The organism is Agrobacterium sp. ST15.16.024, from assembly GCF_027956545.1.
In the GTDB taxonomy this organism is placed as follows: domain Bacteria; phylum Pseudomonadota; class Alphaproteobacteria; order Rhizobiales; family Rhizobiaceae; genus Agrobacterium; species Agrobacterium cucumeris.
Genome location: NZ_JAQKGO010000007.1, coordinates 36,905 through 61,835, shown reverse-complemented (window position 1 = coordinate 61,835; position 24,931 = coordinate 36,905). Strand labels below are relative to the sequence as shown.

24 protein-coding genes are annotated in these 24,931 nt (G+C 60.9%); 10 read left to right on the top strand and 14 right to left on the bottom strand.

Annotated features, from left to right (window positions below; all coding sequences use genetic code 11):
• Positions 1-2: 2 nt before the first annotated feature.
• Together betC and choX are read right to left on the bottom strand one after the other, a co-directional pair.
• Entirely contained in the window at positions 3-1,517 is a 1,515-nt protein-coding gene (gene betC, locus PL640_RS19205) for a choline-sulfatase (protein WP_271363099.1), read from the bottom strand.
• A gap of 14 nt (positions 1,518-1,531) precedes the next feature.
• On the bottom strand, positions 1,532-2,485 hold the full coding sequence (gene choX, locus PL640_RS19200) for a choline ABC transporter substrate-binding protein (protein WP_271363098.1): 954 nt from the start codon (positions 2,483-2,485) through the stop codon (positions 1,532-1,534).
• A 94-nt stretch (positions 2,486-2,579) separates the two neighbouring features.
• On the opposite strand from choX, the gene PL640_RS19195 reads away from it, so the two are divergent.
• On the top strand, positions 2,580-3,476 hold the full coding sequence (locus PL640_RS19195) for a choline sulfate utilization transcriptional regulator (protein WP_271363097.1): 897 nt from the start codon (positions 2,580-2,582) through the stop codon (positions 3,474-3,476).
• Between the two features lie 30 nt (positions 3,477-3,506).
• On the opposite strand, the gene PL640_RS19190 is transcribed toward PL640_RS19195, so the two are convergent.
• The 6 genes from PL640_RS19190 to PL640_RS19165 form a co-directional block, all read right to left on the bottom strand.
• Entirely contained in the window at positions 3,507-4,958 is a 1,452-nt protein-coding gene (locus tag PL640_RS19190; protein WP_271363096.1) for an aldehyde dehydrogenase, read from the bottom strand.
• Between the two features lie 16 nt (positions 4,959-4,974).
• Complete coding sequence (locus tag PL640_RS19185; RefSeq protein WP_137454067.1) at positions 4,975-5,697, bottom strand: ABC transporter ATP-binding protein; 723 nt, start codon at positions 5,695-5,697, stop codon at positions 4,975-4,977.
• A complete protein-coding gene (locus PL640_RS19180; protein WP_271363094.1) occupies positions 5,690-6,418 on the bottom strand; it encodes an ABC transporter ATP-binding protein in 729 nt (242 codons plus the stop codon). Before PL640_RS19180 ends, PL640_RS19185 begins: the two co-directional genes overlap by 8 nt.
• Entirely contained in the window at positions 6,415-7,323 is a 909-nt protein-coding gene (locus tag PL640_RS19175) for a branched-chain amino acid ABC transporter permease (RefSeq protein WP_003521750.1), read from the bottom strand. The genes PL640_RS19180 and PL640_RS19175 overlap by 4 nt, the downstream gene beginning before the upstream one ends.
• Positions 7,320-8,192: a branched-chain amino acid ABC transporter permease gene (locus PL640_RS19170; protein ID WP_269709210.1), complete on the bottom strand. Its 873-nt coding sequence runs from the start codon at positions 8,190-8,192 to the stop codon at positions 7,320-7,322. Before PL640_RS19170 ends, PL640_RS19175 begins: the two co-directional genes overlap by 4 nt.
• Before the next feature lie 70 nt (positions 8,193-8,262).
• Complete coding sequence (locus PL640_RS19165; RefSeq protein WP_271363092.1) at positions 8,263-9,477, bottom strand: amino acid ABC transporter substrate-binding protein; 1,215 nt, start codon at positions 9,475-9,477, stop codon at positions 8,263-8,265.
• 134 nt (positions 9,478-9,611) lie between these two features.
• Between PL640_RS19165 and PL640_RS19160 the strand changes: the two genes are divergently transcribed.
• The 3 genes from PL640_RS19160 (at position 9,612) to PL640_RS19150 (ending at position 11,225) form a co-directional block, all read left to right on the top strand.
• Positions 9,612-10,484: a helix-turn-helix transcriptional regulator gene (locus PL640_RS19160; RefSeq protein ID WP_271363091.1), complete on the top strand. Its 873-nt coding sequence runs from the start codon at positions 9,612-9,614 to the stop codon at positions 10,482-10,484.
• A 155-nt stretch (positions 10,485-10,639) separates the two neighbouring features.
• On the top strand, positions 10,640-10,942 hold the full coding sequence (locus PL640_RS19155; RefSeq protein ID WP_271363090.1) for a type II toxin-antitoxin system RelE/ParE family toxin: 303 nt from the start codon (positions 10,640-10,642) through the stop codon (positions 10,940-10,942).
• Positions 10,935-11,225, top strand: a complete 291-nt coding sequence (locus PL640_RS19150) for an addiction module antidote protein (RefSeq protein WP_269709214.1) — start codon at positions 10,935-10,937, stop codon at positions 11,223-11,225. The genes PL640_RS19155 and PL640_RS19150 overlap by 8 nt, the downstream gene beginning before the upstream one ends.
• Here PL640_RS19150 and PL640_RS19145 read toward each other — a convergent pair whose 3' ends face one another.
• The 4 genes from PL640_RS19145 to PL640_RS19130 are packed head-to-tail and all read right to left on the bottom strand — an operon-like array spanning position 11,226 to position 15,125.
• Positions 11,226-12,041 (bottom strand): ABC transporter ATP-binding protein, encoded by an 816-nt coding sequence (locus PL640_RS19145; protein ID WP_271363089.1) that lies wholly within the window; start codon positions 12,039-12,041, stop codon positions 11,226-11,228.
• The gene (locus PL640_RS19140; RefSeq protein ID WP_271363088.1) at positions 12,038-13,078 is read right to left on the bottom strand and encodes a FecCD family ABC transporter permease; all 1,041 of its coding nucleotides are present in this window, start codon (positions 13,076-13,078) and stop codon (positions 12,038-12,040) included. The genes PL640_RS19145 and PL640_RS19140 overlap by 4 nt, the downstream gene beginning before the upstream one ends.
• A complete protein-coding gene (locus PL640_RS19135) occupies positions 13,075-14,118 on the bottom strand; it encodes a FecCD family ABC transporter permease (protein WP_271363087.1) in 1,044 nt (347 codons plus the stop codon). The genes PL640_RS19140 and PL640_RS19135 overlap by 4 nt, the downstream gene beginning before the upstream one ends.
• Positions 14,115-15,125 (bottom strand): iron-siderophore ABC transporter substrate-binding protein, encoded by a 1,011-nt coding sequence (locus PL640_RS19130; RefSeq protein ID WP_271363085.1) that lies wholly within the window; start codon positions 15,123-15,125, stop codon positions 14,115-14,117. The genes PL640_RS19135 and PL640_RS19130 overlap by 4 nt, the downstream gene beginning before the upstream one ends.
• Positions 15,126-15,346: 221 nt before the next feature.
• On the opposite strand from PL640_RS19130, the gene PL640_RS19125 reads away from it, so the two are divergent.
• A complete protein-coding gene (locus PL640_RS19125; RefSeq protein WP_271363084.1) occupies positions 15,347-17,467 on the top strand; it encodes a TonB-dependent siderophore receptor in 2,121 nt (706 codons plus the stop codon).
• Between the two features lie 207 nt (positions 17,468-17,674).
• On the opposite strand, the gene PL640_RS19120 is transcribed toward PL640_RS19125, so the two are convergent.
• Positions 17,675-18,568, bottom strand: coding sequence for a helix-turn-helix domain-containing protein (locus PL640_RS19120; RefSeq protein ID WP_271363083.1), 894 nt, complete (start codon positions 18,566-18,568; stop codon positions 17,675-17,677).
• Between the two features lie 209 nt (positions 18,569-18,777).
• Between PL640_RS19120 and PL640_RS19115 the strand changes: the two genes are divergently transcribed.
• Positions 18,778-18,954 carry a hypothetical protein gene (locus PL640_RS19115; RefSeq protein ID WP_110759478.1) on the top strand — a complete coding sequence of 59 codons (177 nt, stop codon included), beginning with the start codon at positions 18,778-18,780 and terminating at the stop codon, positions 18,952-18,954.
• Positions 18,955-19,041: 87 nt separating this feature from the next.
• On the opposite strand, the gene katG is transcribed toward PL640_RS19115, so the two are convergent.
• A complete protein-coding gene (katG, locus tag PL640_RS19110) occupies positions 19,042-21,213 on the bottom strand; it encodes a catalase/peroxidase HPI (RefSeq protein WP_271363081.1) in 2,172 nt (723 codons plus the stop codon).
• A 211-nt stretch (positions 21,214-21,424) separates the two neighbouring features.
• On the opposite strand from katG, the gene PL640_RS19105 reads away from it, so the two are divergent.
• The 4 genes from PL640_RS19105 to PL640_RS19090 all read left to right on the top strand — a co-directional run bounded on the left by PL640_RS19105 (position 21,425) and on the right by PL640_RS19090 (position 24,898).
• The gene (locus tag PL640_RS19105) at positions 21,425-22,330 is read left to right on the top strand and encodes a hydrogen peroxide-inducible genes activator (RefSeq protein ID WP_142857849.1); all 906 of its coding nucleotides are present in this window, start codon (positions 21,425-21,427) and stop codon (positions 22,328-22,330) included.
• 50 nt (positions 22,331-22,380) lie between these two features.
• The gene (locus PL640_RS19100) at positions 22,381-23,382 is read left to right on the top strand and encodes a LacI family DNA-binding transcriptional regulator (protein WP_271363080.1); all 1,002 of its coding nucleotides are present in this window, start codon (positions 22,381-22,383) and stop codon (positions 23,380-23,382) included.
• A gap of 173 nt (positions 23,383-23,555) precedes the next feature.
• Positions 23,556-24,590 carry a sterol desaturase family protein gene (locus PL640_RS19095; protein WP_271363079.1) on the top strand — a complete coding sequence of 345 codons (1,035 nt, stop codon included), beginning with the start codon at positions 23,556-23,558 and terminating at the stop codon, positions 24,588-24,590.
• Positions 24,587-24,898 carry a MocE family 2Fe-2S type ferredoxin gene (locus PL640_RS19090; protein ID WP_065116896.1) on the top strand — a complete coding sequence of 104 codons (312 nt, stop codon included), beginning with the start codon at positions 24,587-24,589 and terminating at the stop codon, positions 24,896-24,898. Before PL640_RS19095 ends, PL640_RS19090 begins: the two co-directional genes overlap by 4 nt.
• Positions 24,899-24,931 lie beyond the last annotated feature (33 nt).

The window sequence follows — 24,931 nt, the reverse complement described above, 5'->3', positions numbered from 1 at the left end:
TTTCACTCTCCGCGCGGAAAACGCTGGTTTTCCTCCAGCACGTTGAGGTCCATGTGGTTGCGCATATAGCGCTCCGAGGCTTTCTGCAGGGGCTGGTAGTCCCACGGATAATAGGCGCCGTTGCGCAGCGCCTTGTAGACCACCCAGCGCCGCGCCTGGCTTTCGCGAACAGCGGCGTCGAACACCGGCAATTGCCAACGCCGGCCAATCTCGGCGGAAAGCAATGAGAGTACATCGCTGAAAGCGGGATCGCCGGCAAGGTTGGTGCGCTCTTCCGGATCAGCCTCGAGATCATAGAGCAACGGCGGATCAGCCTCGCAGACCGACAGCTTGTAGCGGCCGTCCCTGATGGCGACGAGCGGTGCGATGGAGCCTTCTGCGGCATATTCCATCGGCACCGGGCCACGCCCGCCGGTTCCCTTGGCCAACGCCGCCAGATACTCGCCATCCGTCCAGCGTTTGAGTGACGTAATATCAAGCCCGGCAAGTCCACACAGCGTCGGCGTGACATCGAGTGTCGAGACAGGGGCATCGATCAAAGCCGGCTGCCAGCCGGGTGCGGCCACCATCAGCGGCACACGGGCGGACCCCTCGAAGAAACACATCTTGAACCACAGGCCACGCTCACCCAGCATATCGCCATGATCTGACAGGAAGAGGATGATCGTGTCCTCCTCCATCCGCGTCGCCTTCAGAACCTCGAGGATTTCGCCGACCTTTTCGTCGATATAGGAGATATTGGCGAAATAACCGCGCCGTGCCCGGCGTATCTGCTCACCTGTGATCTCGAACGCCCCGTAATCGCAGGCTTCCAGCAACCGCTTCGAATGCGGGTCGTGTTCATCGAAGGAAAGCGCTTCCGTCTCTGGGTCGAGCGCCGGGCAGTCTTCATAGAGGTCCCAGAATTTGCGCCGCGCCACATAGGGGTCGTGCGGGTGGGTGAAGCTGACTGTCAGGCACCACGGCCGGTCGTCAAGGCGGCGCGACAGGTCGTAAAGCTTGCGGGTGGCGTTATAGGCCACCTCGTCGTCATACTCCATCTGGTTGGTGATTTCGGCGACACCTGCGCCAGTCACCGAGCCGAGATTGTGATACCACCAGTCGATCCGCTCACCCGGCTTGGTATAATCGGGTGTCCAGCCGAAATCGGCGGGATAGATATCCGTCGTCAGCCGCTCCTCGAAGCCATGCAGCTGGTCCGGGCCGACGAAATGCATCTTTCCTGAAAGGCCGGTGTAATAACCCGCCGCCCGCAGGTGGTGCGCATAGGTCGGAATATCGGAAGCAAATTCGGCGGCATTGTCGTAAACCCGCGTGCGGCTCGGCAATTGCCCGGACATAAAGGAGGCGCGGGCCGGCGCGCAGAGCGGGCTTGCCGTATAGGTGTTGGCGAAGCGGACGGACCGCTTCGCCAGTGTTTTGAGATGGGGCGCGTGGAGGAAATCGGCCGGGCCATCGGGAAAAAAAGTCCCGTTGAACTGGTCGGCCATCAGGATCAGGATATTGGGACGCGGCATTTCCACTTTCCGGCTTAGAGACCAAGCTTGCCTTTGACGGCGTCCGCACCAGGTTTGCCATCCAGCGTGGTAACGCCCTGAAGCCAGCCATCCAGCGCTTTTGGATTGGCTTTCAGCCAGGCCGCTGCCGCCGCCTTCGAATCCTCGCCACCGAGAATGGAGCCCATCAGGGTATTTTCCATGCCGATATCGAATTTCAGGTTCTTGAACAACGTCGCCGCATTCGGGCATTGCTGCGGCCAACCGGTGCGGGCGAGCGTATAAACTTCCGCGCCGCCGAAATTCGGACCGAAATAGGCATCACCGCCGGAGAGATAGGCGATATCGATCTTCTCATTCATCGGATGCGGCGCCCAGGCGAGGAAGACCACCGCCTTCTTGTCCCTGCCCGCCCTTTCCACCTGCGCCAGCATGGCCTGCTCGCCGGATTCGACGAGTTGCCAGCCCTTCAGGCCGAAATCATCGGCGTCGATGATCTTCTGAATATTCTGGTTGGCCGGTGCGCCCGGCTCGATGCCGTAAATCTTGCTTTCGAATTCATCTGCATGTTTGGCGAGATCGGCAAAATCCTTGACGCCCTTTTCCGCCATATAGGCCGGTACTGCCAATGTGAACTTTGCGCCTTCGAGGTTCTTCGTCATCACCTCGGCCGCCTTGGCGGCATTCAGATCGTCCACGAAGGATTTCTGCGCCGGCATCCAGTTGCCGAGGAAAACGTCGATCTCGCCGTTTTTCATCGCCTGATAACCGATCGGCACCGACAGTGTCTTGACGTCAGCCTCATAACCCAAGGCATCGAGCAGCACGGAGGCGACGCCATTGGTGGCGGTGATGTCGGTCCAGCCGGGATCGCTGAGACGGATCGTCTTGCAGGCCGCGTCATCAGCCGCCTGAAGCGGGGTGGAGAAGGCCGCCACGGACAGAATAAGACCGGCGGCGATGCGATGCAGATGAGAAATGGTTTTCATTGCGGCTCCCCTTTTATCAATCCAGTTTATTGAACACCACGTTGCTTTTGCCTGTGAAGCGGGTATTTTTCGATAGTTGATATAAGGAATTTTAATGTCAGACCGGCCGCTTGATCTGGGATGGATGCGAATTTTCACCGAGGTTGCCCGCCGCGGCAGCCTGACGGCGGCGGCTGCATCCCTGCGGCTGACCCAGCCGGCGGTCAGCTATCAGATTCGCCGGCTGGAGGAGGAACTGGGCGTGGCGCTCGTGCAGCGCAGACATCGCGGCATCGAACTGACGACGGAGGGTCAGAGGCTGTTCGAGATCGTCTCGCGCAATGTCGACGCTATCGACCTTCTGGCGCAGCAGCTTCGCCGGACGGAGGAGCGGCAGACCATCCGTCTGCACACGGACTATGCCTTCTCGTCCCTGTGGCTCATCCCGCGCATGCATGGTTTTCGCGCGCTCAACCCGGACATCAACATCCAGATCGTCGCCACGCAGGATCCGCTTGGCCAAGGCAAACACGACAGCGACGTGATGGTGATTTTCGGCACGCGGCAGGAGGCGGGCGAAGGAGCGGTATTGCTGCTTTCGGAAAAGGTCACACCGGTCTGCTCGCCGGCGCTCCTGGCGGAAACGCCGGCACCGGCAGGTGTCGCTGATTTTTCACGCCATAAACTCATCCACCTCGAAAACACCTCGCAGGCGCACTGGTTCGACTGGGCTGCCTATTTCAAGCATTTCGGCGTGCATCGCGTTGCCGAGCATGATGGCGGCGATATCAGCTTCAACAATTACACCATGGTGGTGCAGGCAACCATTGGCGAACAGGGTTTCGCGCTCGGCTGGGCCGGACTGGTCGATCCGTTGCTGGAGGCCGGCGTGCTGGTGACGGCAGGCCCGAGCCTCGATGCACCGGGACGCGGTTACTGGCTGATACGGCCGAAAAGCAGCGACAGTGCGGTAAGAAAACTCACCGGCTGGCTGATCGACGAGCGGCGATGACGCCGCCCGCCAGCCCATACCGTTTGCGGTTCAGATGGGATAATGCAGCGGCCCATCCTGCAACGTGACCCAGCGTAGCTCGGTGAATTCCGCAATGCCCGCCGTACCGCCAAAACGGCCGTATCCGGAGGCCTTGACGCCGCCGAAAGGCATCTGCGCCTCATCGTGAACAGTCGGGCCGTTGATGTGGCATATGCCGCTTTCGATGCGGGCGGCAATGGCAAGCGCCCGTGCCTGATCCCTGCCGAAAATCGCCGCGGAAAGACCGAACTCGGTTTCGTTGGCGATGCTCACCGCCTCGTCGATGCTGCCGGCCCGGATGATGGAGACGACGGGACCGAAGCTTTCCTCCGCATAAAGCCGCATGGCGGGCGTGACGCCATCGACGGCGATCGCATCCACCATCGTGCCATTGCCGCCGCCGCCCGCGACCAGCCGCGCCCCCTTGGAAACGGCATCATCCACCAGCGCCCGGATGCGCGATGTCGCTTCGGCGCTGACCAGCGAGCCGAGCGGTGTTTTGCCCTCGCGCGGATCGCCAGCCTTGAGGCTCGAAGCTTTTTTGGCGAAGGCCTCCACAAATGTATCGGCAACGCTGTCGAGCACGATGATGCGCTCCGTCGACATGCAGATCTGGCCCTGGTTCATATAAGCGCCGAAGGCAGCAGCCGCGACAGCCGCATCGATATCGGCATCATCAAGCACGATGAACGGCGCCTTGCCGCCAAGCTCCAGCAAAGCGGGTTTCAGATAACGGCCGGCGGTTTCGGCAATCACCCGGCCGACGCGGGTCGAGCCGGTGAAATTCACGCGTCTGACGGCGGGATGCGCGATCAGCGTATCGACGATCTTAGCGGCATCTTCCGGCGCATTGGAGACGGCGTTGAGCACGCCCTTGGGCAGACCGGCCGAAGCGACGGCTTCGATGATCAGCGCATGGGTGCGCGGGCAAAGTTCCGAAGTCTTCATGACAACCGTATTGCCGCAGGCAAGTGGCGTGGCGATGGAGCGCACACCGAGAATAACAGGCGCATTCCATGGCGCCATGGACAGGACAACACCTGCCGGCTGACGCAATGCCATTGCCATGGTTCCCGGACGGTTGGAGGGAATGATCTCGCCCTTGATCTGGGTGGTCAGGCTTGCCGCCTCCACCAGCATGTCGCTCGCCAGTTTGACGTTGAACCCGGCCCAGGCATCGGTCGCGCCAATTTCTTCCTTCATCGCCTGGGTAATGTCAGGCCCGGCGGCGAGAAGCGCCTGCGCGGCAGCCAGGAGCAGGCGGCGGCGTTCACCGGGCGGGGTTGCCGACCAGACGGGAAAGGCAGCGGCCGCGGCATCGGCCGCACGGGTGGCGTCCTCCACCGTTGCTGCCGCAGCACTCGTCGCCACATCGCCGGTGATGGGGTTGCTGCGTTCGAAACGCTTGCCGCTCGCGGCCGGGCAATGATCGCCGCCGATGAAAAGATTGACAGTCTGCATGGTCTTTCTCCTGAGTTCAGACAATGGCGGCGGTGGTGCCGCCGAGAAACGCCCGTTGCACGGCGGGATCGGCGGACAGGGCCTCAGCCGTGCCTGCCCCGACGATCCGTCCTGCTTCCAGCAAATAACCGCGATCGGCAAGCGCAAGGCTTTCGCGCACATTCTGCTCCACAAGCAGAATGGAAAGGCCGCTCTTCTTGATCTCCGCCAGGGCGGCAAAAAGTTCCTGCGTGACGATGGGCGCAAGGCCAAGGCTCGGCTCATCCAGCAGCAGATAATCCGGCGCCGACATCAAAGCCCGCCCGATGGCGACCATCTGCTGTTCGCCGCCGGACATGGTGCCGGCAAGCTGCTGCCGCCGCTCCGCAAGGCGGGGAAACAGTGCAAAAATATGCTCTCTTGTCGCCTTTTCCGCTGAACGGGCATGGCGGGGATTGGCCCCGAGACGGAGATTGTCCTCCACCGTCAGCGCCGCGAAAATTCCACGTCCCTCCGGCACCAGCGCCACGCCCCGCTCCACGATCTGATGGGCGGGGACGGCGGCAAGCGACGAACCGTTGACGCGCACTTCGCCGGAGGCCGGAGCCACCATGCCGCCGACCGCTTTCAGCAGCGACGACTTGCCAGCGCCATTGGCACCGAGCAGCACCACCGTTTCGCCCTTGGCAACATTGAGCGATATGCCGTCAACCGCGAGATGTTTGCCATAACGGATTGTCAGTGCGTCTATTTCAAGCATGTGCCGCTCCCAGATAGGCGGAAATGACCTGCGGATCATCAAGCGCCACGGCCGTCGGCCCATCGGCGATCTTGCGACCGGCCGCCATGACCACGGATCGCGGGCAGAGTGCGCGCACAGCGGCCATGATATGTTCGACCAGCAGGATCGTCGTACCCTGCGATGCCAGCCGCCGGATCAGCGCTATTCCTTCCTGCAGCTCCGTGGGATTGAGGCCTGCAAGCCATTCGTCGAGAAGCAAAAGCTTCGGTTCGCCCGCCAGCGCACGCGCCAGTTCCAGCCGTTTCTGGTCGATATAGGTGAGATCGCCGGCCGGCATGGTTTCCCGCCCGGCAAGACCTATTCTTTCGAGGCAGGCGCGCGCGACCTTCTCCGCATCGGGACGTGAAAGCCGCTTCGGCCCGAACATGGCCGATACGGCAACGTTTTCAAGCAGGGAAAGCGATGGCAAAAGCCGCACGAGCTGGAAGGTGCGCGCCACGCCGGCGCGCGCAATCACATCCGGCCGCCGGCCGGCAATCTCCTGCCCTTTGAGCCTTATCGACCCTTCGGTGGGCTTCAGCGCCCCGGAGATCAGGTTCATCAGCGTCGTCTTGCCGGAGCCGTTCGGCCCGAGCAGCCCGACGACTTCGCCGGCCTCGATTGTGAGGCCAAGGCCATCCACCGCCTTCAACCCGCCGAAGGTCTTGCGGATATCGGTGATTTCGAGAACGGCGCTCATGCGGCTTTCTCCTTTTTGCGTAGCTTCTCCAGTGCCGCCAGCACGCCATCCGGCAGAACAAAGACGATGAGGATGAAGAGAGCGCCGAGAATTATGGAAAAATGGTTGGGGAAGTTGGCGCCCAGCCACTCGAACAGCAGGAACAGCGGCACCGCACCGAGAATGGGTCCCCAGCGGCGTGTGGCTCCGCCAAGCAACGCCATGATGACGGTGAGGAACGAGACCTGCGGATTAAAGACGATGGCCGGCTCGATATAGACCCAGCGCGGGGCTTGAATGGCGCCGACCAGCGTGATGATCGTGGCGGAAAGCACGAAGAGCGTCAGCTTGGTGCGGGCGAGATTAATGCCCGCATGGGCGGCCACGACCTCGTCGTCACCGATTGCCTTCAACGCCAGTCCGAGCTTGCTGCGGTCGATCAGGATTGCCAGCAGGAGGGTGATGACAGCCAGCGCCAGCAATTGCCAGAGCACATGCTGCGGCTCCAGCGGCAGGAAGATATAGCGCCCGAGCGTGCCGGTCACATTCACCTCATACCAGGTGATGAGCTGGCGGATGAGTTCGGCAAGACCGAAGGAAAAGATCACGAAATAAATGCCGGCGACGCGCAGTGTGGAAAGCCCGACGACAAGCGCCAGCGCCGCGCCGACAAGGGCCGCGCACAGAAGCACGAGCGGCCATGGCAAAACTTCGCTCAGCACCGCGACCGTATAGGCCCCGACACCGAAGAAGGCGACGGTGGCGAGCGAAATATAACGGGTCGGGCCGGAGAACATCGCCCAGGCGGAGGCGAGCGTCGCATAACCGAGAAGGCCGATGATGACGCCGACGCCATAGGCATCAAAAAAGAAGGGGGAAAGCGCCAGCAGCGCGGCTGCGGCAAGGCCAATGAGAAGCGGGATCATTTGCCCCTCCTTGCGAAAATGCCTTCCGGACGCCAGAGCAGCACCACGAGGAAAAGCAGATAGGTGGCGGCAAGCGTGAGGCCGGGATCGACATAAACGAGCACGAAAGTTTCCACGAGGCCGAGCAGCAGACCGGCCACCAGCGCGCCAAGCAGATTGCCGACACCGCCCATGATGACGACGACAAGCGCCTTCATGGTGAAGACCACGCCATAGGAGGCGGAAAAGGTCTGGTACATCGAGATCATCACCCCACCTGCCACGGCGAGTGCGCCGCCAAGGGCAAAGCCGATCGAAGCCACACGGTTCACATCGATACCGACCAGCGGCGCGGATTTGGGCGCAAGCGCCACCGCCCGCAGGTTGAGACCCCAGCGGCTGTGGGTGAGCGCCAGATAAAGCCCGCCACCGATCGCGACCGACAGGCCGAAGGACAAGAGCCGGTTCAGCGCCACGGTCGTGCCGAAGATGTCGACACCTTCGGCGAGATAGGAATAGGAATGGTAGTTGCCGCCAAACGCCACGAGCATGATGCCCTGGATAACGAAGAGCAGCCCGAAGGTCGCCAGAATGGAATCAACTTCCAGACGGCCGGAGCCGCCCGAACGGCGCACCAGCGGCCGCATCATGACCCGATAGATCACGAAAGACAGGGCGTAACCGAGCGGCACGATGATGAACAGCGACCAGAGCGGCGACAGTCCATAGCTGGAAAACAGCACGAAGGCGATGAAGGCAGCCGCAATCAGCACTTCGCCATAAGCAAGGTTCATGATGCGGGCAATGCCATATTGCAGCGAAAGTCCAAGCGCGATCAGCGCATAGGTCCCTCCCAGCATCAAGCCGAAGATGAGGGTGGATAAAAACAAGGGAATGTCTCCAGTCTGGAATATGGCCGAAGCCTGCCGGCCGGGGTTCACGGCCCCGGCCGGCAAAGGCTCACCATTGCGGCTTCGGAATGACTGGCTTTGCCACGCCTGAACGGTCTGCCGGCGCAATCGCCACAAAGCGGTCACCCTGCCATTGCCCCGCCCACCAAAGCTGCCGAAGCTGGTTGTCTTCAAGCTTGACCGGGCCGATGACGGTGTCGAAGCTTCCCGTCGAAAGTTCATTTGCCACCGCCGCCTTGTCGAGGCCGACGCGTTGAACGGACTGGGCCAGCATTTCGAGGCTCGCATAGGTGATGGCGCTTGCCCAGCTGTCCGGCTTGGCGCCGATGAAGGCCTCGTGGCGCTTGAAATAATCCTCGATCTTGTCGCTGCTGCCATCAACGCCACCGATACTGATCACGCCCTCCTGCTTGCCATCGGAGACCTTTGGGAAGATCGGGAAAGCACCGCCGACGCCGACATAAAGAAGCTTCGGGTTAAACCGGGCCGTCTGCGCCTGTTTCGTCACCGCAAAACTGTCGGGCGGATAGGAAAAGGCGATGAAGCTGTCGGCACCGCTCGACGCCGCCTCGTTCACCAGCGCTGCGAAATCCGAAGTGCCGACCGGATAGGTCTTGTCATAGGCGAGTGTGAAACCCGCTTCCTTCAGCGCCGGTCGCGCAGCCTTGATGAGATCGATGCCGAAACCGTCAGCCACGGAAATCACCGCGACCTTGTCGTTGATCTGGCCGGCCTCGCGCGCGGCTTTCAAAACGTCGGCCAGCGCATTGGCATAATCATGGCCGCCGCCCAGCATCCAGAAGCTCTTCTTCCAGCGCGCGGCAAATTCGGGCGCCTTGTCGGTCACGCCTGTGACCGCTAGCTGCGGATAACCGAAGCGCTCATAAAGCGGTGCGACGGCCAGATTGAAGCCCGTGCCCCATGGCGGCAGAATGAAATCGACCTTGTCCTGGCTGGCCAGACGCTCGGTGAACCGCACCGCATCCTCGGCCGAGGAACGGTCGTCATATTCGACCACTTCCACCGGCAGGCGCTTGCCATCCGGTAAAGTGAGGCCGCCGGCATCGTTGACCTCCTTCACCCATAATTTGTAGTTTGGAATGGTGGTGATGCCAGCACCCGTGGCATTGGCGCCGCTTTTTGAAACGGCATAACCGATCTTCACCGATGTGCGGTCCTGCGCATTGGCAAAACCGAAAGATACCGCCGACAGGGCAGCACCGGAGAGCAGGCAGAACAGCGTTCTGCGCTTCAGACTATTCATGATGTTCCTCCCAAAGCGCCTTATCGGGGTTGCCGTTCTCCTCAAGGTTTTCCCCTGCGCTGAGCAAAGTTTAGCAATGACAGCCGCATATAAAATGCACTAGTGTAGCGCATTATTGTACTTTTGGAGGTTGAATGCCGCTGCAAAGCCAGATTGCCGGCAATCGCGCTGAGATAACCGCACGCACCCTCTCCTCGTCATTGCGCGTATCGGAGTTGCGGCTGGAATCGGACAACGCCCATCTGCTTCTCCTTTCCGCCGGGGAAGCGGAAATCATACAAGGTGAAAAGACGCTGCCGGTCGTAGCACCGGGGCTCGTCTGGCTGCCCAGCGGCCCCGCCGGCCGCCTGCGGCTGAATGCCGGAAGCCGTGGATCGCTGCTGAGGACGAGCGAAATCGGGCTTGCCCATGCGATGCCCACCGGCACGAGCGCCAGCGCCGTGCGCAACATATTGCAGCGTGTTCTGACGCAGGTGCCAGCGGAAAAGGACCGGCAGGAGCTGGCGGGTTATCTCGAGACCATCGCCAGCGAAAACGTCCGCGCAACGACCGGTTCGGACACGATCATCGCCAGCCTGCTCTGTGTTACCCTCATCCGCATCTGCCAGCACGCCATCGCCGATATTGCCGCCGCCATCTCCACCCCCGGCAGCCTTACCGAACGGTTCGTCCTGCTGGTGAGCCAGCACAAGCGCGACCAATGGGGCGTGGACGATTATGCCAGATATCTGAGCGTGAACCGTGAACGCCTGGGATTTGCGGTGCGCAAGGCCACAGGGCTTTCGCCGCAGGCCTATATTCACCGGGAACTGCTGTCCGAAGCGCGCGACCTTCTTCTCAACTCATCGCTGCAAGTTGCTGAAATCGCGTTTCGATTGGGGTTTCAGGACCCCGGCTATTTCAATCGCTTCTTCACCCGCAACGAGGGCACGTCTCCCGGACGTTTCCGCCGGGCCGCAATGCGGATGCAGAACGTGCCGCCGCCATCCTATGCGGCCTGGCCGTGACGTCTTGGCATAAGGCTGTAACGTCAGCGGCTTATTGCTACAGTCCGGCAGCCTTGGTGTGCTGCCAGACCGGCAGCATCATTCACCTACCCGATTTCGGTTTTCAATATTCTGCCTTCACATTTTGTAACTTATAAATTACAGTCTCGATTACAATGCAGCTAAAGCAATCTGCAACATTTCAAAAATGGTTTGGCAAACTGAAGGATGAACGGGGCAAGGCTCTGATTACGTCCCGCCTGAACAGGCTTTCCTTTGGTCATGCAGGCGACGTCGCTCCCGTTGGCGATGGCATCAGCGAATTGCGCATCCATTATGGGCCTGGCTATCGGGTTTATTTCGTAAGGTCAGGCGATGTCATTATCGTTCTCCTTTGTGGCGGGGACAAAAGCACCCAGGAGAAGGATATCAAAGCCGCAAGGCAGATTGCGGCGCAGTGGAGTGATGACGATGAGTGAGAAATTCACGAACTTTGATCCCGCCGAACACCTCAGGAGCGATGAAGCCATTGAGGTGTTTCTGGAGGATGCGTTCGCAACCAATGATGCGGCATACATTGCAAATGCGCTTGGTGTCATCGCGCGCGCAAAAGGCATGACGCAGGTCGCGCGTGAAACCGGACTTGCCAGAGAGCATCTTTACAAGTCGCTCAGCGAAGCGGGAAATCCGACGCTTGAAACGACGATCGCCGTCCTCAACTCCCTGGGTTTTCAGCTCACCAGCAAACACAAGGCGGCATGATCAGCACCTGACATCCTCAGCCACCACCCGGTGCCGCCCGATCGGCAACATCATCGGCTTGCCGGAGGTCGGATCTTCGATGACCCGGCTTTCGATGCCGAAGACGTGGCGCACATTCTCTTCCGTCAGCACCTCTTCCGGCGTGCCGCAGACATGCAGCTTTCCGTCCCTCATGGCCACGAGATGATCGGCATAACGGGCTGCGAGATTGAGATCGTGCAGCACCATGACGATGGTGGTCTCCCGGGCGTGGTTAAGGTCCGTCAGAAGATCCAGCACTTCGACCTGATGGCTGATATCCAAAAAGGTTGTGGGCTCGTCCAGCAGCAATATATCGGTCTGCTGGGCAAGCGCCATGGCGATCCAGACGCGTTGCCGCTGGCCGCCCGACAGTTCATCCACCGGCCGCTCGGCAAGGTCAACCGTATCGGTGGCGACAAGGGCTGCGGCAACCGCCTCGTCATCCTGCCGCGACCAGCGGGCGAACATTCCATGATGCGGATGTCGGCCACGGCTGACGAGATCAGCAACAACAATGCCCTCCGGCGCGATCGGCGATTGCGGCAGGAGACCCATACGCTGCGCCAGTTCCTTCGAAGGAAGCCGGTGGATCGACTTGCCATCGAGCAGGACTTGCCCGGCGCGTGGCGTGATCAGCCGCGACATGCTGCGGAGAAGTGTGGACTTGCCGCAGGCATTGGCGCCGACGATGACCGTGATCCTGCCGCGCGGAACAACGAGATCGAGCCCTTCGATGATGAGGGTTTCGCCATAGCCAGCCGAAAGGCCGTTTACGGAAAGGGAGTGGCCGGTCATAACGAGCCTCCGCTGCGGTTGACCCGCACGATAAGGTAAATCAGATAGGGCGCGCCCAGCGCGCCGGTAACGACGCCGACCGGGTATCGACCCGGCAGCAGGAACTGGCCGCAATAATCCCCCACCAACACCAGCACCGCGCCTACAAGTGCGGCGGGAACGAGCAGCGAGCCGTTGCTGCCGACGATACGCGCGGCAATCGGCCCCGACAGGAAAGCGACAAAGGCGATAGGTCCCGAGACCGCCGTTGCAAAAGCAATCATGCCCACGGCGGCGATGATGACGATGATGCGCGTTTTCCCAACCCGTACGCCGAGTGCGGCCGCGGCATCATCACCGAGCCTAAGCGCCTCAAGATCGCGCGCGCGGCTCAAAAGCAGCCCACCGAACAGGATGAGCGCGATAAAGAGCGGCGACGTCTGGGCAAGTTTGGCGCCGTTGACACTGCCCGTCAGCCAGCGCATCGCCTCCTGCAGCGTCCAGGCGGGCGCGACGGAAAGAATATAGGCGATGAAGCTTTCGAGCATGGCGGAAATGCCGATGCCGACCAGGATAAGCCGTGTTCCCGCCACGCCGTTGCGGAAGGACAGGAGATAGACCAGCAGCGCGATGCCAAGACCGGCGATGACAGCAAAGACCGAGACAAGCGGCCCATTCAGCTGCAGCACGACGATGGCGAAGACGGCGGCAGCGCTCGCGCCGGAACTGATCCCGATAATATCGGGACTGGCAAGCGGGTTGCGCAGCATGATCTGAAAGGCAACACCGCCCAGCCCGAAGCTCAAGCCCGCAAGCACCGAAAGCAGCGCACGTGGCAAGCGCAATTGCCCGACGGTGAAGCTGACGCCCGCAATATCCTCGCCAGCCAAGACGCGGATCACCTCACCGGGCGGCGTAAAGGATTGCCCCAGCATCAGCGTCAGGGCGAATGCGGCAATCAGCAGGAGCGACAGGACGGCAATGACAAGGCGGCGCCGGCGCTGCCGGGCGTGTCGGTTGAAAACCAGTGTGTCGATGACGGCAGCGTGCATGGTCATAGTTCGCGCACCCGCTGGCGTCTGACGATCCAGATGAAGAACGGTGCGCCGACCAGCGCGGTAACGATGCCGACATCAAGTTCCGACGGTCGTGCGACGATGCGGCCGACAATATCGGCGGCAAGCAGCAGGGAGGCGCCGCCGAGCGCTGAAAACGGCAGCAGCCAGCGATTGTCGACACCAACAAGCAGGCGGCACAGATGCGGCACCACCAGCCCGACAAAGCCGATTGGCCCGCAGATGGCTGTGGCCGCACCGCAGAGCAGAATGGCGCCGAAAGAGGCCACGGCTCTGGCGACAGCAACGTTTTCACCAAGGCCGGCGGCGAGCTCGTCACCCAGCGCCAGCGAATTCAGCCTGCGCGCCGAAAGCAGACTGATGGCGAAACCCGCGGCCAGAAACGGTAGAACGGTCTCGATGCGCTCGAAGGTCGCGCCGCCGACACCGCCGATCTGCCAGGCGCGAATGCCACCGGCAATATCGCTGCGCGGCAGCACCACGGCGATGACCAGTGAGGAGAAGGCGACGGCTGTGGCGGCACCGGCAAGCGCCAGTTTCAGTGGCGTGGCCCCGCCCCGCCCCAGCGAACCGACGACATAAACAAAGACGGCCGAGAGACCAGCACCGATGATGGCGGCAATGATGAAGGCCTGCGAAGACGCAATGCCGAACCAGACGATGGCAATGACGACGGCGAGCGACGCACCCATATTAACGCCGAGAATGCCGGGATCGGCCAGCGGATTGCGGGTGACGCCCTGCATGATGGCTCCCGCCAGACCGAGCGCGGCCCCGGCCAGAAGCGCAAGCACCGTGCGCGGCAGGCGGACCGCGACGGCCGCTTCCGCAACCGTTTCGACCCGGCCGGCAAGCGCCGCCGTAACATCGGCCAGCGATACGTCACGCGTGCCGATGGCGACCGAAAGCGCGCAAAGGGCTGCGAGAAGCGCCAGCACGATGCCAAGCCAGAACATGCGCCTGCGGCCGGAGCGGCCGGCATATGGCAGGGTGGGAGCGCTGTCGGCCCCAGGCTTTGTCATTGCGGTTTCCCGGCGGATTTGTCAGCCGCTTTCGCTAGTAGATCGACATAGTCCTTCAGCACCCAGGAAATCGACAGCGGCGTGGGATTGGACGCTGTTCCGAGCGGATCGCGCCCCAGCATGACGATGGCATCATGGGAAACGGCCGGCATGCGGGCCAAAAGTGGATCGGCGCGCATGGCATCGAACAGCGGCTTGCTGCCATAGGTCACGACAATATCGACATCGTCGAAGGCATCGACACGCTCGGCGCTGACGCCGGCGGCGAATTGTCCCGGCTTCGTTGCTTCCACGACGCTTTTCGGCGAGGCAAGCCCGAGATCGGCGAAAAACTTCACCCGGCTGTCATTGGCGGTGTAAAAATTGACGACGCTGAGATTGGTAGCGTCGAGATGGGTAACGAACATTGCCGACTTGCCCTTCAACTGCGGATGGCCAGCGACCACCTCGGCAATTTCGCCTTCGATGCGTTTGATCAACGCTTCACCTTCCGCAGCCATGCCAAGGCCGGCGCTGTTCAGCCGGATCATCTCGCGCCAGTCCGTCGCCCACGGGGAAACGGGATAGGCGACCACAGGCGCGATCTGGCTCAGCGTATCGTAGTCAGACTGGCTGAGACCGGAATAGGCCGCGAGAATGACATCCGGCTGCGTTGCCGCCACCGCCTCGAAATCGATGCCATCGCCCTCGTCAAACAGAACCGGTTTGTCCGCCTTGAGTTCGGTGAGCTGCTTTGCCACCCAGGGCAAGAGGCCATCGCCGTCATCATCACCGAAATTGGCGGCGGCGAAACCGACAGGCACGACGCCGAGCGCCAGCGGCACCTCGTGGTTTGCCCAGGCGACAGTGGCGACGCGCTGCGGCTTCTTCGCAATCGTCGTCGTACCGAAGGCGTGTTTGATGACAATGGGATAACTCGTCGCATCATCCGCCAAGGCCATATTTGGCGCGATTATCGACAGAAACAGTACAAGGGCCGGCACGAGGCAGCGGAACGGACGAAGCATGACGAAGCTCTCAAAGGTTCAAAAGTGGACTTGAACTCTCAGCTTCACATGCCCCCGTCAAGCCTAAGGAAGAGATGCCGCCCGTAGAGCGGTGAAATTTCCGGGGTTTTGTACAAAACCGCAAAAAGTTACAATACCGGACTAACTTTCTCAAGTTATTGGGCGCTTCGAGAGTGGGCCGTGCAAGCGGCGATCGGGGCATCAACTTCTGGAATCTGGCAATGAAAATCGAAATCGACGGCAAAAACCGTAAAACCGCGCCACATTTGTATGGGCAAGCCACCCTGCTTGCCTGCACGGCGCTTGTCGCCACCCTGCCCGGCCCCTTGCTGGCGCAGGAGGCTGCCAATACAAGCGGCAGCACGGTTCTGGAACGGATCACCATCGACAGCGGCGACAATGACCAGAAGTCCATCGTCGCCACCCGCACCACGAGCGGTAGCAAGATGGCGACCGATATTCTCGATACGCCCGCCTCGGTTTCCGTCATCACCGCCAAGGAAATGCAGCAGCGCGGCGTGCAGACCGTGGAAGAAGCGCTGCAATATACCGCCGGCGTGACCACGGATTTCTACGGCTCGGATGATCGTTTCGACTATTTCAAGATACGCGGCTTCGACGCCTATACCTATCGCGACGGCCTGACGCTCGGCCGCCCTTTCGGCGCGCTGCGCGAAGAAACCTATGCCTATGAGCGCGTGGAAGTGCTGAAGGGCGGCAACTCCACCACCTTTGGCGTCTCGGATCCCGGCGGCTCGGTGAACTATTCCACCAAGGTGCCGAAACGCGCCCGTTTCGGCGAAGCCTATGTCACCGGCGGCTCCTACAGCCGCGCCGAGACCGGCTTCGACTTCGGCGACAACATTACCAGCGACGATACGCTGTCCTATCGCCTGACCGGTAAGCTCAGAAATGCCGATGCGGAATATGACTATTCCCGCGATGACGAGAAATTCTTCATGGGCGGCCTGACCTGGCGTCCGACCGATGTCACCAGCCTGACCGTGGTTTACGACCACCTCAACAAGGACGGCGTTCCCGGCGGCGGCGGCCATCCGGTCGGTTCGCATTTCGACCGCAGCCGTTTCTTCGGCGAACCGGATTACAACTACCGCGGCACCAACCGCAATTCGGTCAGCGTGATGTTCGACCACGATTTCGGCTCGGGCCTGACGCTGAGTTCCAATGCGCGCTACAGCAAGACCAATACCGATTTCGGTTACGCCTATATCGCATCCACGCCCACCAACGGTTCGACCATCGCCAACCGCGCCTTTTTCGGCAACGACACCGAAACCGAAAACTTCCTGATCGACACCCGGCTGCAATATGACACGACCTTCGAAAATGTCGAAAGCCGCAGCCTCGTTGGCGTCTTCTATAATGACTATACATCCGGCAGCAAAAACTACTTCGGATCGGCCCCAAGCATCAACTGGATGAACCCGGTCTATACCGGCGCACCCGCCTCGGTGCCGCTCTATGCCAGCTCGCTGACGGACCAGAAAACCAAGGCGATCTACCTGCAGCAGGACTTGACCTTCTTCGACAGGCTGATCGTCAGCGCCGGCCTGCGCAACGACTGGATCGACACTGACCAGACCAATCGGCTGAACGGCACGACGGCGAGCGGCGACATCAGCGAGCTGACCAAGCGCATCGGCGTGTCCTACAAGATCACCAATGAGATCGCGCCCTATATCAGCTATGCCGAATCGGTGGTGCCAGCATCGGGCCTTACCGTTGAACCGGAGCGCGGCGAACAGATTGAGCTTGGCATCAAATACCGGCCGGAGGCTTTCCCCGCCCTGTTCACAGCCTCGATTTACGACCTGAAGAAAAACAACATCACCGTCACCAGCCCGATCACCAGCCTGCCGACCACGATCGGCGAAGTGCGCGTGCGCGGTCTCGATCTGGAAGCCAAGGCGGAAGTCACCGACAATCTCAGCCTCACGGCGGCCTATTCCTATCTCAATGCGGAAATCACCGAAAACGGTACGGCTGGCAATGTCGGCAACCGGCCGCAATTCGTGCCGGAACATCAGGCCTCGCTGTGGGTCAACTACACGCTCGCCGGCAACGACCACTTCGGCGACATGACCTTTGGTCTCGGCGGCCGCTACACAGGCGCTTATTATTTCGACAATGCCAACAAGGTCTCGACCGGCAGCAGTGTCACCGTGGATGCGGCATTCAGCTACAAGATCCAGGAGACCGCCTCACTGGATGTCAACGTTTCCAACCTCTTCAACGAAAAACACGTTGCTTATGGTGGTTTCGGCGCTGACTTCTACAATCCCGGCCGGGCGTTTTCCGTCACCCTGCGCAAGACGTGGTGAGTGGATATATTAGCAATATTTTTCAATATATTGTATGGTTTTCCTACCACACCACGTCATCCTCGGGCTTGTCCCGAGGATCTAACCACGCCTCATCTAGTCTGAAGTTGGCAGATCCTCGGGACAAGCCCGAGGATGACGTAGAGAAGACGCTCGAGGAATGCGCCAAACCGCTGAACATGAGCGGCAGAGAGCCGACCCACCCGTTCAAAGCAGCCTGTGCATGCGCCGCCAGGCGGCCGGCGTATCACCCACCGAGTGGCGGAAGGCCTTGGTCAGATGGGCCTGATCGGAAAAACCGAGCTGCGCGGCGATATCGGCGACGGTCAGATCACCTTCCAGCAGAAGTTTCTGGGCGGTATTGATGCGCCGCTCCAGCTGCCATTGCAGCGGTGTCTTGCCCGTGGTCTGGCGAAACACGGTGGAGAACCAGCTTTCGGAAAGCCCGACAATATCGGCCATTTCGGCAACCGTCATACGGTCGTCACCCCGCTTTTCGACGCGGGCGAGCAGCCTGTTCATCTGTGCCTGCGTCAGCCGGCCATTGGCCTGCTCGGGTGTCGGGCCGGGAATATCCAGCAGCCCCGCAACGATCCCGCCGACCAGGCTTTCGGCATAAAGCGGATGTTTGGCAGGCTCGGCCAGTTCATCGACAAGCAGGCCTGCCAGCGTTTCCACCGCACCGATATCCTGTATCTCGACGGGACGGCGCAACGCCGTCATGGCCGCAGAACCACCGACCGCCGGCGACAGGAAGCGCAAAAGCCGGTCTTTGTGGATATGCAGGTTGAGATGGGAAAAACGGTGTGTGGCATTGCTGCTTGTCCACATCGGCACGCCGGCCGGCACATAGACCGCCCGGGTCATCGGCCGCGAATGCTGCGAAAGCTCGCCATCGCGGTTGGAAATCCTGATCCGTGACGAGACATCATTGAAGAAAATCATGATGCGGGGATCGGCGGCCAGATAATAACCCTTCGCCCCCATCTGGCTTTCGGCCTCCCAGAAGGCGCTGACCAGCCCGTCAAACTGGCGCCATTTGACCGGCGCAGTGACGCTGATCCCTTCCGTGTGCCAGGTCATGGAATGCCAGAAACTCAATGCGGTTACCGTCCGGTTGTCGAGCCGAGGTTGGGGACGCGGGAAGCGGCAAACGCCGCAACAGACATCGCGCCCCTACGCCAATAACATGACTTATCAATTCATGTTAATAGCAAAGATCGTTATAAAATGAAACATTCGCTTGCGCGGAACCTTCCACCCGGGGGACCCGTTAAGTCCATGAGATGAATTTAACACGGGAGACTGTCATGGATAGCAAGAAGGAACCGGGCGACTTCGCAGACAAGAAGCGCGAGGAACAGGGCCGTGGCGTCATTGTCGCCGGGCCCGATGCGCATGAAAATGAAAAGAGTGGCAAGACGCCTGCGGGAAGAACCGAAAAATCCTCCCCTGAGCGGCAGGTTCCATCTTCCGACCGCCGCTGATGTGATTTTTGGATGCTTTGACAAGGTCAAAAAAACCTCCCCGATCGCTCGGGGAGGTGTTGCTTTATCGGGTGGTCGCTTTTCCGTTCAGACGAGGTCGAAACGGTCGGCGTTCATCACCTTCGTCCAGGCGGCAATGAAGTCGCGGACGAATTTTTCCCTGTTATCGTCCTGCGCATAAACTTCCGCGTAGGCGCGCAGGATGGAGTTTGAGCCGATTACGAGGTCGACACGGGTCGCCGTATATCTGGCCGCACCGGTCCTGCGGTCACGAATCTCGTAGAGATTGTTGCCGGTCGGAACCCAAGAATAGGCCATATCCGTCAGCGTCGCAAAGAAGTCCGTCGTCAGCGCGCCGGGCTTGTCCGTGAAAACGCCATGTGCCGCGCCGCCATAATTGGTGCCGATGACGCGCAGGCCACCGATGAGGACGGTCAGTTCCGGCGCCGTGAGACCAAGAAGCTGCGCCCGGTCGAGCAGCAGTTCTTCGGGGCTGACGACATAGTCCTTCTTGATCCAGTTGCGGAAACCATCCGCCAGCGGCTCAAGCGGTGCAAAGCTGTCGGCATCCGTCTGCTCGGCGGAAGCATCACCACGGCCGGCCGCGAAAGGCACGGCGATGTCGAAGCCGGCCGCTTTCGCCGCCTGTTCCACACCGTAATTGCCGGCCAGAACGATCACATCGGCGATGCTCGCGCCGGTTTCACGGGCAATCGTCTCGAGAACCGAAAGCACACGGGAAAGACGGGCGGGCTCGTTGCCTTCCCAGTCCTTCTGCGGTGCGAGGCGGATGCGGGCGCCATTGGCGCCGCCGCGCTTGTCCGAACCACGGAAGGTGCGGGCGCTGTCCCATGCGGTCGCAACCAGATCGGCGACCGGCAGGCCGGAAGCGGCGATCTTCGCCTTGACGGCAGCGACATCGTAGCTCGTGGAACCGGCAGGGATCGGGTCTTGCCAGATCAGGTCTTCCGCCGGAACATCCGGGCCGATGTAACGGGACTTCGGCCCCATGTCGCGATGCGTCAGCTTGAACCAGGCACGGGCGAAGACGTCAGAGAAATGGTCCTGATCGTCCTTGAACCGCAGCGAAATCTCGCGGTAGATCGGATCGACCTTGAGGGCCATATCGGCATCGGTCATCATCGGGATGGTGCGGATCGAAGCATCCTCGACGTCGACAGGCTTGTCTTCCTCGGCGATGGTGATCGGCGCCCATTGCGATGCACCGGCGGGGCTGTGCGTCAAAGTCCATTCATGCTTGAACAGCATGTCGAAGAAGCCGTTGTCCCACTTGGTCGGCTCGCTCGTCCATGCGCCTTCGATGCCCGATACCACGGTGTCACGGCCAATGCCGCGGCCCTTGGTGTTGATCCAGCCAAGACCCTGATATTCCGGGCCTGCGGCCTCCGGATCGGGGCTGAGGTTGGCAGCACTGCCATTGCCGTGCGACTTGCCGATGGTGTGGCCACCCGCCGTCAGAGCCACGGTTTCCTCGTCGTCCATGCCCATGCGGGCAAAGGTTTCGCGCATCTGCGCCGCCGTCGCCAGCGGATCGGACTTGCCGTTCACACCCTCCGGATTGACGTAGATGAGGCCCATCTGCACGGCGGCAAGCGGGTTTTCCAGCGTCTCGGGCTTGCTCACGTCGCCGTAACGGCCATCGCTCGGCGCCAGCCATTCTTTCTCGTCACCCCAATAGGTGTCCTTTTCCGGCGCCCAGATATCTTCACGGCCGAAAGCAAAGCCATAGGTCTTCAGACCGGCAACGTCATAGGCGATGGTGCCGGCGAGCGCGATGAGGTCGGCCCAGGAAAGCTTGTTGCCGTATTTCTTCTTGATCGGCCACAGCAGACGACGGCCCTTGTCGGTGTTGACGTTATCCGGCCAGGAGTTGAGCGGCGCAAAACGCTGGTTGCCGGTGTTGGCGCCGCCACGTCCGTCTGTCACGCGGTAGGAACCGGCCGCATGCCAGGTGACGCGGGCCATCATGCCGACATAGCTGCCCCAGTCGGCCGGCCACCATTCCTGGCTGTCGGTCATCAGGGCGCGCAGATCGGCCTTCAGGGCCTCGACGTCGAGCGTCTTCAGCGCTTCACGATAGTTGAAGGAGGTGCCGAGCGGGTTGGTCTTGGTATCGTGCTGGTGCAGAATGTCGAGGTTCAGCGCATTCGGCCACCATTCGGTTACCGATTTACCGGAGGCCGTATTGCCTCCGTGCATGACGGGACACTTGCCGGCCGGTTTTGAAGTTGCGTCCATTTCGCCCTCCGATGGGTTTTACAATTAAACGAAATAATCAATTCGACATGTGCAGCATTCCGAGCCAGAGCCCGCGGCAGGTCATGGGAAAACCGTGCGGTGGCGCTGGTGATCTCTCACAGCTACAGCTTCTTTCTGTCATGAAGATGACTAACAGCCGGGTTCCATAATTTCCAATTGTATATTCTAAAGGCTGCGATATGCTGAGCTTATGATTGCGCTCTCCATGAAACATCTTCGTTATTTCGACGCGCTCGCCAAGATCGGCCATTTCGGCCGGGCGGCGGAGGCATGCGCGATTTCCCAGCCGGCGCTTTCGCTGCAGATCCGCGAGCTGGAAGAACTGATCGGCGCGCCGCTTGTCGAACGCGGCAGCCGCCAGATCCGGCTGACGACGCTTGGCGAGGAGTTTGCCGAGCGCACCCGCTCGATCCTGCGGTCGGTGGATGAGCTGCAGGATCTGGCGCGCGCCGGGAAGGGCCCGCTCAGCGGCCGCCTGCGCATCGGCGTCATCCCCACCGTCGCGCCTTATCTTTTACCACAGGTCATCAAGACGCTGACGCGGCATTATCCGGAACTGGAGGCGCGCCCACGCGAGGCGGTGACGCAGAAACTCATCGAGGATCTTCTGGAGGCGAAGCTGGACATGGCGATCGTCGCCCTGCCCGTCTCGGAACCGGCGCTGGAAGAAGTTCCGCTGTTTTCGGAGGAATTCATTCTGGTGCGGCCGATGGAGGATGCGGGCATGCCGGTGCCGAGCGCCGACAAGCTGGGTGAAATGCGCCTGCTCTTGCTTGAAGAAGGCCATTGTTTCCGCAATCAGGCGCTTTCCTTCTGCAGCACGACGAATGCGCCGCCACGCGTCCTGATGGAGGGCAGCTCGCTCTCCACCCTCGTGCAGATGGTCGGCGCCGGCATCGGCGTCACGCTTATTCCGCAGATGGCGGTCGATATGGAAACACGCCAGTCCACGGTCTCCGTCTTCCGACTGGCGGAACCACGCCCGTCGCGCACCATCGGCATGGTGTGGCGCAAGAGCAATCCGCTGTCTGCGCAGTTCAGCCATATTGCCGAGATTGTCCGCGAATGCGGGCTGCAGAAACTTGGCATCGCCTGATCCATCTGCGGTAGAATCCGACAGCCGCGCCACCAGCAGGGAATCCGAATTTGAGCAGGCCGAATTATCGCGATATCGCCCGCCTCGCGGGTGTCGGGACAGCAACGGTCGAGCGGGTGCTGAACGGGCGCGGCGGTGTTCGCGCCGAACTCGTGGAAAAGGTCGTCATCGCTGCACGGGAACTGGACTATCCCCGCACCTTGCCGGAAACCCATCGCGGGCTGCTGCGCATAGAAGTGCTGATGGTACGCCCCGAAACCACCTTTTACCGGCGGCTTTCCAGGGCCTTCGAAAGAATTGCCGCGACACTCGATCCTCTTGTCGTCGTTCACCGCAGCTTTGCCGAGGAAATGAAGCCGGAGGAGCTGGCGAGCCGCATCATCGCCGCCGGCGAAGCCCGCGCCGGCCTGATCCTCGCCATCCCGAGCAGTCCGGCGGTCAGCGCCGCGGTCGAGGCGGTGGTGGCGCGCGGCGTGCCTGTCGTCCATGTGGTCACACGTGCCTCGGCCGAAAAAGGTGAATTCATCGGCATCGACAATGGCGCCGCAGGACGCACGGCGGCGCATTTCATCACCCGCATGGCGCGCCGGACCGGCCCGGTCATCGCGCTTTGCCATCCGATCTATCAGGTTCACCGTGACCGTATCAGCGGCTTTTCCGACTATTTCCGCGATCATCCCGGCGAACATGGCTTCGAGTGGCTGGGTTTTACCCGCGATGACGAATATTACAGCGCCGAAACCCTGCGCATGGCGCTCGATCTCTATCCCGACATGGCCGGCCTTTATAATGTCGGCGGCGCCAATTCCGCACTGATCGACGTTCTTCGCAGGCACCCACGCGGCGGCGAGATATTCTTCGTCGGCCATGAATTGACCGATTATACGCGCAAGGCGCTGAATGACGGCATCATGGATATCGTGCTCGATCAGGCCCCCGAGGCGCAGGCCCGTCGGGCGCTGGACCTCGTGCTTCGCCGGATCGGTCTTACCGATATCGAGCCCGACAGCGCCCCCATCCGCTTCGTTACCATCACCGCAGAGAGCCTTTGATCTGATTTGATCAAGGAAGGCTTCGGCATTCACAAACCTCCCTGCTAATTTTGCGTCAGGGAGGAAAGCCGCAGATCGCAGGGAGCGACGGGCGGCCAAGGCGTGCGAACGCCCTCCTTCATCGTGAAAACTTGCACGGGCGTGTCGAAAGCGGGCGCCCGAAGGAGAGCGCCATGGACGATCTGAAATATGGAACGCGCAACAAGCGCGGCGACTGGGCGCCCAACCAGCCGGTGGAGACGGCCCCGCTCTTCGCCTTTCCACCGCGCCTGATGGCGGTGCTGAAGTGGCTGCCGCATTATTTTTTCCCGTGGAATGCGATCTTCGCGCTTTCGGCTGTCGCCTATTGGGCCTTTGTCATTCCGCCGGTCGAAACCATGGTCACGCTCGGCATCGGCTGGGTCGCCTGGCTTTATGCCGTCAATGCGGTCTGCGTTTTCCTCTTCTACGGTGGTTTCGAACTCCATCTCTATATTCTCAAGCGGCAGGAAAACCGCTTCAAATATAACAGCAAGTTTCCCGCCGAACAGAAGAGCAAGGCCTTCTGGTTCGAGAGCCAGAACCTCGACAACATCCTGCGTACCTTCCTTTCCGGCGTGACGATCTGGACCGCCATCGAAGTGGCAATGCTGTGGGCCTATGCCAATGGTTATGCGCCCTGGCTCAGCTTTGCCGAAAATCCGTGGACGCTTGCCATCGTGGCGCTTGTGGTGCCGATCATCCACGAATTTCACTTCTTCTGCATTCACCGCCTCATCCACATACCGCTGCTTTATAAATGGGTGCATTCCGTCCACCACAATTCGGTGAACCCGTCGCCCTGGTCGTCGCTCTCCATGCATCCGGTCGAGCATCTGCTCTATTTCGGCACAGCCTTTTATCACCTGATCCTGCCGTCCAATCCGGTCCTCATGCTCTACCAGCTGCATTATGCGGGTTTCGGCGCGATCCCCGGCCATGTCGGCTTCGACAAGGTCGAGGTCGGCGAGGACAAGCTGGTCGATAGCCATGCCTATGCGCATTACCTCCACCACAAATATTTCGAGGTGAATTACGGCGATGCCCTCATTCCGCTCGATCGGTGGTTCGGCACCTGGCACGACGGTTCGGCTGAGGGAGAGGCCCGCATGCAGGAACGCTATCGCAAACGCAAAGAAAAACTCGCGGCCCGCAAGGCGCGCAATACCATCGGGGAGGCAGCCGAATGAGCTGGGTTTCAGCCTGCAAACTGGACGACATTGAACAGGAAGGCGCGATCCGCTTCGACCACGCCGGACGCACCTACGCGATCTATCGCGGGCCGGATGACAGCGTTTATTGCACTGCCGGCCTGTGCACCCATGAGGCGATCCATCTTGCCGAAGGGCTGGTGATGGATTTCGAGGTGGAATGTCCCAAGCATTCCGGCGCCTTCGATTACCGCACCGGTGAAGCCCTGCGGCTTCCCGCCTGCGAAAATCTGAAGACCTATCCGGCGCAGGTGGTGGACGGCGAAGTACGCGTCACCATCGGCTAGGCCGGGCTTTCGAGCAGGCCCGAAAGGGCCTCC

Coding starts and splice junctions, on each gene's coding strand:
- PL640_RS19090 (WP_065116896.1), top strand. CDS start 24,587: ATGAGCTGGGTTTCAGCCTGCAAACTGGACGACATTGAACAGGAAGGC.
- PL640_RS19130 (WP_271363085.1), bottom strand. CDS start 15,125: ATGCTTCGTCCGTTCCGCTGCCTCGTGCCGGCCCTTGTACTGTTTCTG.
- PL640_RS19160 (WP_271363091.1), top strand. CDS start 9,612: ATGCCGCTGCAAAGCCAGATTGCCGGCAATCGCGCTGAGATAACCGCA.
- PL640_RS19175 (WP_003521750.1), bottom strand. CDS start 7,323: ATGATCCCGCTTCTCATTGGCCTTGCCGCAGCCGCGCTGCTGGCGCTT.
- betC (WP_271363099.1), bottom strand. CDS start 1,517: ATGCCGCGTCCCAATATCCTGATCCTGATGGCCGACCAGTTCAACGGG.
- choX (WP_271363098.1), bottom strand. CDS start 2,485: ATGAAAACCATTTCTCATCTGCATCGCATCGCCGCCGGTCTTATTCTG.
- PL640_RS19185 (WP_137454067.1), bottom strand. CDS start 5,697: ATGCTTGAAATAGACGCACTGACAATCCGTTATGGCAAACATCTCGCG.
- PL640_RS19150 (WP_269709214.1), top strand. CDS start 10,935: ATGAGTGAGAAATTCACGAACTTTGATCCCGCCGAACACCTCAGGAGC.
- PL640_RS19095 (WP_271363079.1), top strand. CDS start 23,556: ATGGACGATCTGAAATATGGAACGCGCAACAAGCGCGGCGACTGGGCG.
- PL640_RS19145 (WP_271363089.1), bottom strand. CDS start 12,041: ATGACCGGCCACTCCCTTTCCGTAAACGGCCTTTCGGCTGGCTATGGC.
- PL640_RS19140 (WP_271363088.1), bottom strand. CDS start 13,078: ATGACCATGCACGCTGCCGTCATCGACACACTGGTTTTCAACCGACAC.
- PL640_RS19190 (WP_271363096.1), bottom strand. CDS start 4,958: ATGCAGACTGTCAATCTTTTCATCGGCGGCGATCATTGCCCGGCCGCG.
- PL640_RS19115 (WP_110759478.1), top strand. CDS start 18,778: ATGGATAGCAAGAAGGAACCGGGCGACTTCGCAGACAAGAAGCGCGAG.
- katG (WP_271363081.1), bottom strand. CDS start 21,213: ATGGACGCAACTTCAAAACCGGCCGGCAAGTGTCCCGTCATGCACGGA.
- PL640_RS19165 (WP_271363092.1), bottom strand. CDS start 9,477: ATGAATAGTCTGAAGCGCAGAACGCTGTTCTGCCTGCTCTCCGGTGCT.
- PL640_RS19135 (WP_271363087.1), bottom strand. CDS start 14,118: ATGACAAAGCCTGGGGCCGACAGCGCTCCCACCCTGCCATATGCCGGC.
- PL640_RS19180 (WP_271363094.1), bottom strand. CDS start 6,418: ATGAGCGCCGTTCTCGAAATCACCGATATCCGCAAGACCTTCGGCGGG.
- PL640_RS19105 (WP_142857849.1), top strand. CDS start 21,425: ATGATTGCGCTCTCCATGAAACATCTTCGTTATTTCGACGCGCTCGCC.
- PL640_RS19195 (WP_271363097.1), top strand. CDS start 2,580: ATGTCAGACCGGCCGCTTGATCTGGGATGGATGCGAATTTTCACCGAG.
- PL640_RS19155 (WP_271363090.1), top strand. CDS start 10,640: ATGCAGCTAAAGCAATCTGCAACATTTCAAAAATGGTTTGGCAAACTG.
- PL640_RS19125 (WP_271363084.1), top strand. CDS start 15,347: ATGAAAATCGAAATCGACGGCAAAAACCGTAAAACCGCGCCACATTTG.